This window comes from Shewanella sp. (assembly GCF_041630135.1).
In the GTDB taxonomy this organism is placed as follows: Bacteria; Pseudomonadota; Gammaproteobacteria; order Enterobacterales; family Shewanellaceae; genus Shewanella.
Map to the genome: position 1 here is coordinate 103178 of NZ_JBFKLW010000003.1, position 14923 is coordinate 118100.

The following is a 14923-nucleotide window of genomic DNA, read 5'->3' on the forward strand; positions in this document are numbered from 1 at the left end:
CGGCCATCAACTTGATGAATTGCAAGTCAGGGCTGTGTATGGGTGTTTCAGTACTGCCGCGAGGTGGGAAACACGGCTTCATTTGCTGCAGTGTATGCCGTATTTACCCATAGCAAGCGAAGACTGTGACAAGCTGTATACCTTTTTAAAGTACCAACTGAGCGATACCAATAAATTTGTCAGAGCCTGGGCGTATCACGGGTTTTACGAACTCAGCAGGCAACATGTTACCTATTTGGGCGAAACACGTCAGTTTTTTCAAATGGCAATGAAAGACGAGTCGGCTTCAGTCAAAGCCCGGATCAGAAATATTCATAAACATGATCGACAGATGAAGTTGCTGCCATCGCCTGAGGCCTGCAGTGGCAGACACTGAGTTTCAGGATTGATGTTAATCGGGTGAAAACCAGATAAGATGAATATAGAGCTATCTTTTAACTCTGAACAATTTCAGTGTCTTAATCGTTCAAGGACTGCGACATGGTTGAATACATCACGGGCATTTTGGCGTTAATCGGCGTTTTATCGCTGTTTTGCCAGTGGTTGGGTTGGAAATTACGTTTACCGGCAATTTTACCTCTGTTGCTGTGTGGACTGCTGTTGGGACCCGGATTGGGTATTCTGAAGCCTGATGCAATTTTTGGCGAGTTGCTATTCCCGCTGATCTCTCTTGGTGTGGCCATCATATTGTTTGAGGGGTCATTGACTCTTAACTTTAAAGAAATCAAGGATTATGGCCGTATGGTGACTCACCTTGTCACCATAGGAATGGTCGTCACCTGGGTAGCCATTTCACTTGCGACTCATTACTTTATGCATTTTGACTGGGCGCTGGCATTGTTGTTTGGTGCCTTGGTTGTGGTGACCGGACCCACTGTAATTGTGCCCATGCTGCGCAGTGTGCGTCCCAAGTCGCAACTTGCCAGTGTCCTTCGCTGGGAAGGTATTGTGATAGATCCCATAGGCGCCGTGCTGGCGGTTTTGGTATTTGAATATATTGCAGCGTCTCAGGATGCCACCAGTCACATTCTCATGTCGTTTGCCTCCATTCTTGCGCTGGGGTTCGGTGCCGGGGCTGCTATGGGTTATTTAATCGGCTGGGTGCTGCGTCGCGATCTCTTGCCTCACTATTTACGAAACACCGCTGTGCTGACTGTGATGTTGGGCACCTTTGTCGGTTCAAACTTGCTGCAAGAAGAATCCGGTCTGCTTACTGTCACTGTAATGGGCATCTGGTTAGCCAATATGCGCGGAGTGGATATTGCTGACATTCTTGAATTTAAAGAAACCCTGACAGTACTGATGATTTCAGCGCTGTTTATTTTGCTGGCTGCAAGATTGGATTCTTCTGCCATGATGGATCTTGGCTGGGGCGCAATAGGTGTGCTGGCGGTGGCTATGTTGGTGGCACGTCCCATCAGTGTGTGGCTTTCTGGAATAGGAACCAATCTCTCCACAGCGGATAAATGGTTTTTAAGCTGGGTGGCACCAAGAGGGATTGTGGCAGCAGCTATTTCATCATTATTTGCCATCAAGCTTGAAGAACTGGGTGTTTCAGGCGCTGAAAAAATAGTGCCGATGGTGTTTCTTATCATCATTGGGACAGTGGTGATCCAGAGTCTTACGGCCGGAAGATGGGCGCGTTTTTTGAAGGTAAAAGCAGGTTCTGTTCAAGGGATTTTGTTTTTCGGCGCTTCTGCCTTTTCACGCGAGATGGCGAAATTACTCAAAGCGAAAAATATTAAAGTGATGCTTGCCGATACCAACTGGGACAACATTCGCCTGGCGCGGATGGACAATATTCCTGTGTATTTTGGTAATCCGGCTTCAGAACACGCGGAAACTTATCTTGATTTAACCGGCATTGGTCGGGTGTTGGTTTTGTCACCCTATAGGCAGTTGAATCCCTTGGTGAGCTTTCATTTTCAGGATTACTTTGGCTCTGAGAAGGTATTTGGCCTCAACAATATGGAAGGCACCAGCGCCCGTCATCAAGCCTCAGAAGCTTATAAGAAAAGGCTTTGCCTGTTCGGTGAGGGTGTGACTTACGCCAAAATTGCCAGCCAGATGGCCCGTGGTGGCATTTTGAAAAGCACGACTCTGCGTGAAAGCTTCACCCTGGTGGAGTTTTTCCGGCGTTACGGTGAGAGTGTGTTGCCCCTGGTATATCTGCAGGGCGACAAGCTGCGTATTGTGACTGCGGGTTGTGAAATTCCAGCCACAGGTATTGAGCTAATCAGTCTCATTCCGGTTGAAGCCCAGCAATATGCCAGGGAGCAGCAAGAAAAAGAAGCGCTGGATAAAGCCAAAGCAGAGCAGGAGCAAGCCGAGCGTGATGCATTTGCAAGGTTGGCTCAACAGGAACAGACTGCCCCAGACATGGCTATGGCGTCCTCTGCTGACGTAGGAGAAAAAAGCAATGGACAGTAGTCCGCTGGGTAATTTGGTGGTTTAGCATTAGGGAAGGTGCGAACAAGTCCTCGTACAGCTCTGGCTTTGATAGCGACGACAGTTCAAGGCATTCAACTTCAGCATGACGAGGCCTGCTGAAGTTGAATAACGCCGAAATGGTGTTGCAATCAAAGCCCCGCAGGGCGTGGCTTGCAGCGGTATCTGCGACGTTGCAGTTCTTGCGAAGGACTAGGGCCATTCGCTGCGAACTGTGCCTTGCATCTATTCACTGTAAGCACACGCAGAGCAAGCACGGGACTTATTCGCCCCTTCCTTAGGTAAATTCAGGATGCTTGTCCCAGTATCGGTTTTTTCAGGTGGTAGAATATTGCAATAAATTGTGCAGGTTTTTATGCGACTTAAATGTCGCTTAATATGAATATCAACAGAAATAAAAAGGCGCCCGCAGGCGCCTTTTTATTTTAGCGGTACTTTATCAGGCCGCTTGTTCCTGAGTTTTGGGTTTTTCAGCTTGAGCCATAAGCTCCGCAGGGGCGAAGTCGTCTACGTTGATAGACTTCATCCGGCCAATTTCGGCTTTCTCCAGCAGCGCAATCTCCGCTTCTGAGAGGATCCCCAGTGCTTTGCCTTCCGCGGCCACCTGATCCAGCCACATGAAGGGCAGGCGCTTACCGGCAGCTTTGCATACCTTGTCGTACAGCGGCTCAGCAGCAAGGATGTCCTTGAAGGTCTGCTCCTGAACGCCCACAGGGTTGTTGTCACAGGCTTCCCAGAACTGGCCCTGACCGAGACGCTCACGGCTGGCACAAGGAGTTTGCATGATCTTGGCAACCTTGTGATCCAGTACATCGCTTGGACGCTTCAGTGGTCGACCGAAAGGCAGCAGCAATACGCGCAGCACGCCGCCCAGACCGGCAGGAAAGTTGTCCAGCAGCTCATCCAAAGAGGCTTGCAGCTTGAACAGGGCATCTTCAACCGCCCATTGCACCAGCGGCAAATCTTCGGTCTGACGACCTTCATCCTGATAACGCTTCAACGTGGCAGAAGCCAGATAAAGCTGACTGAGCATATCACCAAGACGTGCCGAAATTCGCTCTTTACGCTTGAGGTTGCCGCCCAAAGTCGCCATGGCGAGATCTGACAGTAACGCCAGGTTGGCACTGAAACGATTCATATGCTGGTAGTAACGCTTGGTCTTGTCGCCATAAGGGGCGTTAGAGAAGCGGCTGCCAGTGAGCCCCATCCACACACTGCGAACCAGGTTGCTGATGGTAAAGCCGATGTGGCCAAAAAGGGCGGCATCGAACTTATTCAAACCCTGACGTACATCGGTATCGAAGGCTGAATCCATTTCGGCCAGTACGTATGGATGGCAGCGAATGGCACCCTGACCATAGATAATCATAGAGCGGGTGAGGATGTTGGCACCTTCCACGGTAATGGCGATAGGTGCAGCCTGATAACCACGGCCCAGGTAGTTGTTGGGGCCAAGGCACACACCTTTACCGCCGTGGATGTCCATGGCATCAATTACGCATTTCTGCATACGGTCGGTGAGGTGATACTTGACGATGGCCGAGATAACCGATGGCTTTTCACCCAGGTCGATGCCGGTGGTGGTGAGCGAGGTCACGGCATCCATCAGGTAGGCGTTACCGCCAATGCGTGCCATTGGCTCTTCAATACCTTCCAGCTTACCGATAGGCAGTTTGAACTGACGACGGATACGGGCATAGGCACCGGTTGCCAGTGCGGCGGTTTTTACGCCACCGGCTGAGTTGGATGGCAGCGTAATACCACGGCCAACCGACAGACATTCAACCAGCATACGCCAGCCCTGACCGGCCATTTTCGGGCCACCGATGATAAAGCTAAGTGGTACAAACACGTCTTTACCGCGGGTTGGGCCATTTTGGAACATACAGTTGAGCGGGAAGTGGCGACGACCGGTTTCCACGCCTTCTACATCGGTAGGAATAAGGGCGCAGGTAATGCCGAGCTCTTCTTCGCCGCCGAGCAGACGCTCAGGATCACGCAGTTTAAAGGCCAGACCCAGTACAGTGGCGATAGGCGCCAGAGTAATGTAGCGCTTGTTCCAGGTGAGCTTCATGCCGAGCACTTCTTCACCTTTCCACACGCCTTTGCAGACAACACCGTAGTCAGGAATCGCACCTGCATCTGAACCGGCTTCAGGGCTGGTCAGTGCAAAGCAGGGAACCTCCAGACCTTTGGCCAGACGTGGCAGGTAGTGATCCTGCTGCTCAGGGGTACCATAGTGTTGCAGTAGTTCGCCTGGCCCCAGAGAGTTGGGTACGCCAACAGAAGAGGCCAACTCACTGGAAATACCTGCCAGCTTTTGCAGTACGCGGGATTGGGCGTATGCAGAAAATTCAAGACCGCCATACTTCTTCTTGATGATCATCGCGAAGAAGCCGTTGTCCTTCAGGTATTGCCACACATCAGCCGGCAGATCTGCCAGTTCATGGGATACCTGGTGTTCGTTTAACATGCGGCACACTTCGTTTACCGGGCCGTCGAGAAAAGCTTGTTCTTCGGCAGAGAGACGTGCGGTGGGGTAGTTGTGCAGCTTTTTCCAGTTGGGATTACCGGCGAATAAATCCGCTTCCCACCAAGTGGTGCCAGCATCAATGGCTTCTTTTTCAGTGGAAGACATTTCGGGCATGATCCCACGGTACAGCTTCAGCAGTGGGCGGGTGATCAGGCTCTGACGGATGCTGCTGATATTCAGTGGCAGGGCGATAACCAAAAATGCGATGCCGCCCCAAAGGCCGACAACATCCAAAGTCCATCCTGCGGTCAACATAATTGCGGCTGCGGCAGTAGCGGTCATCAGGGACACCCGCAAATAAGCGCAGGCTCCAAGCACTACAAGCAGCGCGATACTCCAAAGTAGGGTAGTCACTCTCGTTCTCCTTTATTTATAACCCTTCTCCAGGCGGGTCATATGCAAGCGATCCTGATCACAAGTATAGTGTGTGGTCAGACCTGTGTCGCATTAAAAAGTAAATCTAACCGTGATTGAACACAAGCATTTTTCAAACAAATGTTTAAATTTTTTCGCCCGTTCTGCCATTCCCATCAACAAGGGGCAAAGTTACAATAAGTTAGTTGTTGTGTTTGTGACCTTCAGGTGTGCTCAATATGTGTGAATTACTGGCGATGAGTGCCAATGTACCCACCGATATAGTATTCAGTTTTACCGGGCTGGCCGAGCGCGGTGGGGTAACCGGCCCCCATGTGGATGGTTGGGGCATTACCTTCTATGAAGGCAAGGGCAGCAGAACTTTTAAAGACGCTTGTCCGTCGAGTGAATCGCATATTGCCAGCCTGATAAAATCCTATCCCATCAAGAGTGAGACAGTGATTAGCCACATTCGTCAGGCAAATCGGGGCTGTGTGGCGCTTGAAAATACCCATCCCTTTGACAGGGAGCTGTGGGGCCTTAACTGGACCTATGCCCATAATGGCCAGTTGACTGACTATAAAGACAAATTTTCTGTACGCCGTTTCTGCCCTGTTGGGGATACTGACAGTGAGTTGGCGTTTTGCTGGATATTGGAAAAGCTGGTGGCCCGTTTTGGTGATGAACGTCCCGATGATATGTTGCTGGTTTTTGGCTATGTAGCTGAACTTGCGGAAGAGATCCGTGCACTTGGTGTATTTAATATGATCTTATCCGAAGGCAATTACCTGATGAGTTTTTGCAGTAACAACTTAAGTCACATCACCCGCCGTGCTCCCTTTGGTAAGGCTAAGCTGATAGATACCGATGTGGTGATTGATTTTGATAAAGAAACCACCCCCAATGATGTGGTGACAGTGATTGCTACCCGGCCATTAACCGATAACGAGGCCTGGAATATCATGCAGCCAGGTCAGTGGCAGCTGTTTTGTAAAGGGGAAGTGGTTGGTGGTGGCGCTTTTGTGGCTATAGGCGGTGCAGGGTAATAATCTGAGTGGTCTAAATATCCAGAACAATAAGAAGCCGGGTGTACCGGCTTTTTATTGTCAGTGTGTCGTTTAAGGGGTAGTCGCCAGCGGTGTGGCCGTCGTGTCGGTAAAGCGGTAACCGGTCAACTGTACATCCAGTTGTTTGTCGCCTTTTTCAAAGTGAGTCATGCGTACCGGCAGATAGGCTAAATCCGGTGCCATCCACACCACGGTTTTGCGCTTTTTGCTGTCGCGAATGACTTCAAGGCGCAGGGTGCGGTACTCGGTGCCGTCGATATTCAGCATTTCCTCGCCAATACGTTTGAATGAGTAATCGTCAATTTCGTTGTCTTTTACCATGTGGTATTCGAGGGTATCTTTGCCTTCAATCAGATCCTGGCGGAACTGCAACTGCACCATCATGGTATCGTAGAGTTTGTTTTCAAACGGCAGCTCTACATGTTCGCCCTTGTAGTTGCTGCGAACAATGGACTTGTCTTTCAGGAAGGCGACCTGTTCGCTGAAATCACTGCCGGTACCTGTGCGCTGATGCATAAATACCATGGGTTCAAGACCCTGGTCGGTACGACGGAATTTACTCTTGATAGTGCGTTCGTCACTTAAAAAAAGCAGGCTCAGTTCGCAGGTAAAGTTATATTCGTAATAGTTGCCTTCGGGTGCAGGCAGACTGAAATGGGCTTTACCCAAACCAATATCGCCGTACAACACCTTGTAGTCGGCCTCAAATGGCGACAGTGAGTTTTGGGCAAAGGCATTACCGCCGAGGGCACTCAAACTCAGCAGTGGCAGGGCGACAGATAACAAAAATTGGCGCATACAACTCCTTGGCGTCAGTAAGGCAGACTCAATATAAGGGTGGCCATGTCAGGTTGCCACTCATATTCAGACAAGTTGATCTTGCCTTGGTTCACGATAACACCTTCAAGACGCAGGCTTTCCTGCTGCAATCGAAAGGGTTCAGTGTCTTTGGGGAAGGCAATTTTTCCCTGGCTGTTTATTACTCTGTGCCAGGGCAGTGCCAGGTCATCCGGCGCGAGCTTAAGTGCTCTTGATACATAGCGTGCGCGGCCGGGCAGACCGGCAAGATCGGCTACTTTGCCGTAACTCATTACCTTGCCCTCGGGAATAAGGGTCACTATATGCCAGATCCGGCTTGGACTCAGGGCCGACATCCATACACTTTCCAAAAGCATTCATGCACCTATACTAAATGGCCTTTTCGGCAGCAGCCAGTCTTTTAAGTGGCATTGGCTGCGACCGTATAACTTCCAGCCTGCCGAGTGGGTGGCGCACTGTAAATATATCCCCATCAAACAAGTGAGAACCCTCCGGCATTACGGCCCCCCTGTAAAAAGCTTCGTACTGACAGCTAAGCATCTGATGGTGAATTTTGGTGTCATCGCATTGATTTATAAGTAGTAATTTTGTTTTTTTCATGGTTTTAATCTGACCATGCCAGTGATGGACTCGCCGACAGGATGTGCTGAAGACGTTATTTCAGTCAGTTAGATCGGGAAGAAGGCCAGGCCATGACATCTGTTATGAGCCACATTAAAAATCATTTATCTCTTAGGTATCAGGGAGAGGGCTCAGAGGGTTGGCAAGTAAGCCAAACTTGGTGTACTGTATGTTTATACAGTATCATTGGTTTGGCTTTAGATGTCAGGTTTGAATGAGGGTGCCCTATGAAGACCAGTCCACAAGATATTTCCAGACTGCTTGGTCGCCAGGATATCTGGCTTGGACAGCAGACTTGCCAGCAAACCGGCTATACCACAGGTTTTGAGACTTTAGATGATGCTTTGCCCGATAACGGCTGGCCGCGCCATGGTGTGTGTGAACTCAGTTGCCCGGTGCAGGGTTCGCAATTGCTGTTGCTGCTAACCCCCTTGCTGAAGCGTATTCAGGGCGAAAATGATGAGCCGGTTATTGTGGTGGGTGCCCCATGGCAGCTGAATCCACAATATTTACTGCAACATGGCCTGCGCCCGGAGGGCTTTTGTTTGGTGGATGTCGATGTGCGCAAAGACAGACTCTGGGCTATGGAGCAGAGCCTGGCCAGTGGTGGTTGCAGACTGCTGCTGGGATGGCTCGACCGTTTGAGTCTGACAGAAGCACGGCGTTTGCAGTTGGCCGCAGAAAAGGGCCGGTGCCTGGCGATTATCTCGGTTATCGAGGCCACTGAGGGCAACCCTTTGCCATTGCGTTTGGGATTAACTCCAGGTGGGGACGGTGGCAGACTCGAACTGACTCTGCTTAAACGCCGTGGCGGCAAACCACAGGACAAGTTGCTGATAGATGGTATTTCACCGCTGCTGGTGCGTTACTTACCCCCGCAATCATCATTGCAGGTGGTACAAGGGCCTTGGGGCAGTGCCTGAGCCGAGGGATAAAGCATGGGGTGTATCAATGAGTGTTGTCTGGGTTATCGGCTAACAAGTGATAGATCTGTTCAGGTTGCTGACTGATGCGTTGGCTTGGTGTATGGCTGCCCAACTGGGAGCTTGATTATCAGCGCCATGTGCAGGGGCTGGCGTCAACAGTGCCGCTTATTCTTTACGATGTGATAAAGGCGCGTGTGCTTAAAGCCTGCCCGCAGGCGGCCAGTGCCGGGGTGGTGGCTGGTCAGAGTATGGGCAGTGCGGCGCAGCTGTGTCCGGATCTGCAGCCGTTCCCCTATGAAGCCTCGCTGCATCAACAAGGCTGCGATTGGCTGTGTCGCCACGGCTATAGTTTCAGCGCCCGGGTGGTGCCACCTCCGGCACCTGAACTGCATTTTGAACGTTGCCGGGATGTACTGCTGTTGGAAGTGGGTTCCATGTCCAGGTTGTTTGGTGGAGAGCAGGCTCTTGGCCAGACGCTGATGTCGACGTTGTCGCGTCTTGGCTGTTGTTTTGCCATGGCCTTTGCTGACACCCCAGTGGCTGCCGGTGTGCTTGCTCGAAGCTGCCCGGTCTTTGTCTCTGAGTGCAATCCCTTGGAAACAGGGGCTTTGCCTCACTCAAGCGCGCATTCACGCTTTATGCCCCGGAAGTCACTGCAGCGTTTTCCCCAGGCGCAGAAGATGTTGGCAGCAGAACAGCTTCAGCCTTCCTCCAAAAATGCTGTAAAGCATGAGGTCAGCCAAATGATGTCATGTTCTTTATCCAGTCTGCCTGTCCCGGAGCTTTTGCTGGAACGGTTGCAGGGCATGGGACTTGAGACCATAGGCGCTTTGACTCAGCTACCCCGTGCTGAACTTGGGATCCGTTTTGGCCCAGAGTTTATCCAGCTAATGGGGCGGTTGGATGGCAGACTTGAACATCCACAGCGCTTTTATTGTCCTGGCGAGCGTTATCAGCAACGGGTGGAGCTGATGTACGAGGCTGCCAGTTTCGATGCTTTGGTGTTTGTGCTTGGGCGTATGTTTTCAGAGTTATCACTATTTTTGCGTCAGCGTCAGTTGGCGGTGTCCATGCTGGAACTGGTGCTGCACTATCGCGATTGTGTTGGTGTTGAAAAAAACGCTTGTAAAGCCGTGCTCCCGGATGACAAGCACCAGGATTGTGCTCATTTACATCTGGCTTATCCCTTTGCCGAGTTCAGTGCTGAAGGGTTACTTGCCCTGTGTCGTTTGCAGCTTGAGCGTTTCCATTTAGTGGCTCCTGTCATAGCGCTGACGCTGCACAAATGCCGATTTGTCCCCAGAAGCGTACTGTCCAAAGCCACCCTGACAGACAGTCACAGAGCCAGCCTGAGCCTGTTTGCCAGATTGGAAGCGAGGTTGGGTGCTGATAAGGTCAGGCGTCTGGAGGCAAAGCCTGCGTTGCTGCCCGAGCATTCATTCCGTTTGTTACCCATCTCGGCGGTTATACCAGCAGCTGACTCTCTCCAGGGGAACGCCTCGCCGGGCATGGGATTTGCCTGTCGCCCGCCCTGGTTATTGCCACAGCCAGAGGTGGTCGAAGAGGGACTCTTTACTTTATTGCGTGGTCCGGAGCGAGTTCGTGAACCCTGGTGGCAGGATAAATCGCAAGCCCAGGCTGCTGCGCGGGATTATTATCTTGCCCGCCATGTGGACGGCGGTCTGTGCTGGGTGTTTCGCCGCGAGGGTGACACAGGACTTTATTTGCAGGGCTGGTTTTAATGTACGCCGAGCTTCATGCCATCAGTAACTACAGTTTTTTACGGGGTGCTTCGCATCCGCATGAGCTGGTAGCTGAAGCGGCAAGGCTTGGCTACAGTGCCATCGCCATTACCGATGAGTGTTCGGTGGCTGGTGTGGTTAAGGCTCATATGGCCGCGGTGGAGGCTGGGATAGCGCTGATTGTAGGCAGTGAATTTCGCCTGCCTGAAGGCACCTTTGTGCTGCTGGCCACGAGTCGCCGTGGCTATGGTCACTTGTGTGGCCTTATCAGCCGTTGCCGCAGAAGGGCTCCCAAGGGCGAGTATCGTATCAGTCTGGATGATGTGTTGCTGCCAGTGGCTGATTGTGTGCTGCTGTGGCGGCCGAACATGCCCCATAATCAGGGGGATATCGCCGGTGCTGAGCAGCAATGGCGTGCGGCTCAGCAACATCTGGCGCGGCAGTTGTCGCCGTGGCAGGGCAAGCTGTATTTACTGGCCGAGCAGTGTCTGGAGGCGGGAGGCAGTCTGTGGCAACGCTATCTGATGCGTTTATCCGCGCTTTGTGGCATTCCCTGTGTGGCGGCAGGTAATGTGTGGATGCACAGTGCGGCGCGTCAGCCGCTTTTGGATGTGATCACCTGTATTCGTCTGGGCCTGAGGCTTGATGAAGCTGAAGGGCTGCTGTGTCAGAACGCAGAGCATTACCTGCGGCCCCTTGCCAGTATTCATCGCCGTTATCCGCAGGAGTGGATTGCCAACACGCAGAAGATTGCCCGCCAATGCCGGTTTTCGCTGGATGAGCTCAGGTACGAGTACCCGGCTGAGCTGGTGCCAGCCGGGTTTAGCGCCAGTGAATACCTTGCCCAAGAGGTGGCCAAAGGGGCCCGGCGCCGCTATGGCATAAGGGTGCCGGAGGCGGTAAAACGTCAATACCTGGCCGAGCTTAAGCTTATCCATGAGCTTGAATACGAATACTTTTTTCTCACTATTTACGACGTAGTCCGCTTTGCCAGACGCAAGCGGATTCTGCATCAGGGCCGTGGCTCGGCGGCTAATTCTGTGGTGTGCTTTTGCCTTGGGATCACCGAAGTGGATCCCACCCGGGTCAATATGCTGTTTGAGCGCTTTATTTCCAAAGAGCGTCACGAGCCGCCGGATATCGACGTGGACTTTGAGCATGAGCGCCGTGAAGAAGTGATCCAGTACATTTATCGCAAGTACGGCCGCCACCGGGCTGCGTTGGCGGCGAGCGTGATTACCTACCGGCTGAAAAGCGCCATGGGGGAGGTGGGCAAGGTGCTGGGGTTGGACAGAGAGCTGGTGGCGAGGCTGATTCAGGGCATCGACAGGCGCGACCCGAGCCATCCCTGGCGCGAGCAATTGGCCGCGAATTTGCCCGGCGCCGACATGTTTGGCGAGCTTGTGCAGTCCTTGCTTGGGTTTCCGCGTCATTTATCCCAGCATGTGGGCGGCTTTGTGATTTCTGCCGGGCCACTCTCTGAGTTGGTGCCGGTCGAAAACGCTGCCATGGAAGACAGAACCGTTATTCAGTGGGATAAGGACGATCTGGAGGCGCTGGGACTGCTGAAAGTAGACGTGCTGGCGCTGGGGATGCTGACTGCCATTCGCAAGTGCTTCGAGCTTATCAGTCGCCATCAGCAGCCCTTTGGCATGCGGTCAATCAAAGCCGAAGATCCCCATGTTTATCGAATGCTGCAGCGCGGCGACAGCATGGGGGTGTTTCAGGTGGAGTCCCGGGCACAAACCTCCATGCTGCCAAGGCTGAAACCCGCCTGTTATTACGATCTGGTGATCCAGATTGCGATTGTGCGCCCCGGGCCTATTCAGGGCGATATGGTGCATCCGTTCCTTCGTCGCCGAAAGGGGCTGGAGACAGTGTCATACCCCAGTGAGGCGGTGAAAGCCGTGCTGGAGCGGACGTTGGGCGTGCCGATTTTTCAGGAACAGGTGATCAAGCTTGCCATGGTGGCCGCAGGTTTCAGTGGCGGTGAGGCGGATGCGCTGCGCCGGGCCATGGCCAGTTGGAAACATACAGGTAAGCTGTGGCCCTTCGAGCAAAAGCTGCTGGATGGCATGGCGGCTCGGGGCTACAGCGAAGATTTTGCACGGCAGATATTTCGCCAAATTCAGGGCTTTGGCGAATATGGCTTTCCTGAATCCCATTCGGCCAGTTTCGCGCTGTTGGCCTATGTTTCTGCTTACCTTAAGTGTTATCACCCGGCGGCTTTTTGCTGCGCGCTTTTGAACAGCCAGCCCATGGGGTTTTACAGCCCATCACAGCTGTTGCAGGATGTGCGCCGCCATGGGGTGGAAGTGTTTGATGTGTGTATCAATCACAGCCAGTGGGACAGCAGCCTGGTGAAGACCGCCACCGGCTTTGCTATTCGACTGGGATTCAGGCAGGTCAAAGGCCTGAAAGCGCAGGCTATACAAAGGCTGGTGGCCGTTCGTCCTACGGCCGGTTTTGCGCATTTGAGTGAAGTTAGCATGCTGCTCGACAGGCATGCGCTGGAGCTGCTTGCTACTGCCGATGCCTTCAGGCTGCTCAGTGGCCACCGATTTCAGAGCCGCTGGCAACTTTCTGCCCGCCAGGCAAGCCTGCCACTGTTTGATGACTTGCCAGAGCCGCTTAAGCCCGTGGGAGCAGAGTCAAACCTGGACGCCCCCAATGCGGTGCAGTGCCTCAAGGCGGATTATCGCAGTAAGGGGTTAAGCCTGGGGCAACATCCAATAGCATTACTGCGAATGGCGGGGTTGCTTGGAAAATATTTGACAGCAAATGAGCTTGAATATACCCGCCATGGCCAGCTGGTAACTGTTGCCGGCGTGGTCACGGGCAGGCAGCGACCCGGCACTGCATCTGGCGTTACCTTTATCACCCTGGAAGATGAAACTGGCAACACTAACCTGATAGTGTGGATGGGCACAGCAAGGGCGCAGCGAAAGCCCTATTTAACATCAACTATTTTGAAGGTAAATGGCACTGTGGAACATGCCGATGGCGTGACCCATGTGGTGGCGGGTCGCCTTGAGGATATCTCGCATTTACTCGATAGCCTCAAAGTGGCCTCGCGGGATTTTCACTAGCGCTTACAGAGCTTTTATTACCGACTGATGATGCAGAACATGTGTCCAAATGCCGTGGCTGGTATCAGCCCTTGGGGATCACCGTCAGGTAAATACACAGGAAGTGACTGATAGCGCCGCCAAGCACAAACAGGTGCCAAATGGCATGGTTAAAGGGAATACGTTTCACCGCATAAAATACCACCCCCAGGCTGTAAAACAGGCCGCCGGTGAGCAGCAGGGTAAAGCCGGTGTCGGTCAGGCCGGCGATCATCTTGTCGAGCACCGCCACACACAACCAGCCCATCGCAAGGTACAACAGCAGGCTGAACGCTTTAAAGCGATGTAAAAACAAAAGCTTGAACCCAATGCCGCCAAGCGCAAGTAACCAGATAGCTGCCAATACCCAATCGACATCGGCGCTTTGAAGGGTGATGAGCACGAACGGGGTGTAAGTTCCGGCAATCAAAAGATAAATGGCGCAGTGATCAAACAGTTTGAATTTGCGCTTAAGCGCGGGTGATTTGGCCCAATGATAAGCGGTAGAACAGGCAAACAGCAGCACCATACTCAGGCCATAAAGGCCAACGCCGAAGGTTTGCAGCACACTCAAATGGCCAATGCTGTCGTACAGCATGGCGACTGTGCCAAGCAGCGCCGCGACAACGCCAATGCCGTGGCTCAAGGTATTGGCCAGCTCTTCCCGTTTGCTGTAAGCGGCTTGGCTGGCTGCATCTTGAGTATGCGCTAAGGTGCTCTCTGGAGCATTAACAGGAGCAGGTTCTGATACGCTGCTGGCTTGCATTGACGGCATGATGAACTCTTGGGATAGGGCTTGGCATTAGAGTCGTTAATCTAACATTCACTTTCTGCAAACACCACAAAAAAGAGTACAAGTGTACGCTTAAGTGTTTTTATCTGTTTTAAATCAGTGCATTGAAGATAGCTCTCTTTGGTGGGGAAAAATTTCACCCCATTAAGATAGGCAGTATGCTGCGCGAGATGATAACCAATCAGGAACTTTTGCTGCTTGCCTCTGTTCCAATAGCGATATGGTTAGTGAGGCTTTAAGCGGATGAATTATCAGGCGTTGCAATTTAGTTGGTCTGGTAAGTTCTGCTGCCGGTTCCGGGGCAAACGAAACGACATTGGCACCGGGCTCAGTGTCAGGAGCACTGAAGGCTGAAACTGATTAAGGCGGAAGCTTGAGAAGGAAACTAAGCCACGGAAAACCTGCATGCAGGTTCAGATAAAACCACGAGTAAACCCAAGTAAAACCGAGCCCAGCCAAAAGACCAGAAAAATCAGGGAAAAGCTCACGCAAGAGCCCAGGGAAAAGGAAAGG

General features: G+C 52.3%; 9 protein-coding genes. 5 read left to right on the forward strand and 4 right to left on the reverse strand.

The window, feature by feature from the left end; translation table 11 throughout:
* Positions 1–480 precede the first annotated feature (480 nt).
* Positions 481–2430: a cation:proton antiporter gene (locus ABYK60_RS01755; protein WP_372870195.1), complete on the forward strand. Its 1950-nt coding sequence runs from the start codon at positions 481–483 to the stop codon at positions 2428–2430.
* Positions 2431–2887: 457 nt separating this feature from the next.
* Here the strand turns inward: ABYK60_RS01755 and fadE are convergent, their stop codons facing one another.
* Positions 2888–5335, reverse strand: coding sequence for an acyl-CoA dehydrogenase FadE (gene fadE / locus ABYK60_RS01760; protein ID WP_372870196.1), 2448 nt, complete (start codon positions 5333–5335; stop codon positions 2888–2890).
* A gap of 239 nt (positions 5336–5574) precedes the next feature.
* Here fadE and ABYK60_RS01765 point away from each other — a divergent pair, with 239 nt between their 5' ends.
* Positions 5575–6381 carry a class II glutamine amidotransferase gene (locus ABYK60_RS01765; RefSeq protein ID WP_372870197.1) on the forward strand — a complete coding sequence of 269 codons (807 nt, stop codon included), beginning with the start codon at positions 5575–5577 and terminating at the stop codon, positions 6379–6381.
* 72 nt (positions 6382–6453) lie between these two features.
* Here ABYK60_RS01765 and ABYK60_RS01770 read toward each other — a convergent pair whose 3' ends face one another.
* A complete protein-coding gene (locus tag ABYK60_RS01770) occupies positions 6454–7200 on the reverse strand; it encodes a DUF3108 domain-containing protein (RefSeq protein ID WP_372870198.1) in 747 nt (248 codons plus the stop codon).
* A 14-nt stretch (positions 7201–7214) separates the two neighbouring features.
* On the reverse strand, positions 7215–7577 hold the full coding sequence (locus ABYK60_RS01775; RefSeq protein WP_372870199.1) for an MGMT family protein: 363 nt from the start codon (positions 7575–7577) through the stop codon (positions 7215–7217).
* A 492-nt stretch (positions 7578–8069) separates the two neighbouring features.
* On the opposite strand from ABYK60_RS01775, the gene ABYK60_RS01780 reads away from it, so the two are divergent.
* The 3 genes from ABYK60_RS01780 (at position 8070) to ABYK60_RS01790 (ending at position 13599) form a co-directional block, all read left to right on the forward strand.
* On the forward strand, positions 8070–8765 hold the full coding sequence (locus tag ABYK60_RS01780) for an ImuA family protein (protein WP_372870200.1): 696 nt from the start codon (positions 8070–8072) through the stop codon (positions 8763–8765).
* Positions 8766–8851: 86 nt separating this feature from the next.
* Positions 8852–10510: a DNA polymerase Y family protein gene (locus ABYK60_RS01785; RefSeq protein ID WP_372870201.1), complete on the forward strand. Its 1659-nt coding sequence runs from the start codon at positions 8852–8854 to the stop codon at positions 10508–10510.
* The gene (locus ABYK60_RS01790) at positions 10510–13599 is read left to right on the forward strand and encodes an error-prone DNA polymerase (protein ID WP_372870202.1); all 3090 of its coding nucleotides are present in this window, start codon (positions 10510–10512) and stop codon (positions 13597–13599) included. The genes ABYK60_RS01785 and ABYK60_RS01790 overlap by 1 nt, the downstream gene beginning before the upstream one ends.
* Positions 13600–13663: 64 nt before the next feature.
* Here ABYK60_RS01790 and ABYK60_RS01795 read toward each other — a convergent pair whose 3' ends face one another.
* Positions 13664–14392, reverse strand: a complete 729-nt coding sequence (locus tag ABYK60_RS01795) for a hemolysin III family protein (RefSeq protein ID WP_372870203.1) — start codon at positions 14390–14392, stop codon at positions 13664–13666.
* Positions 14393–14923: the final 531 nt, after the last annotated feature.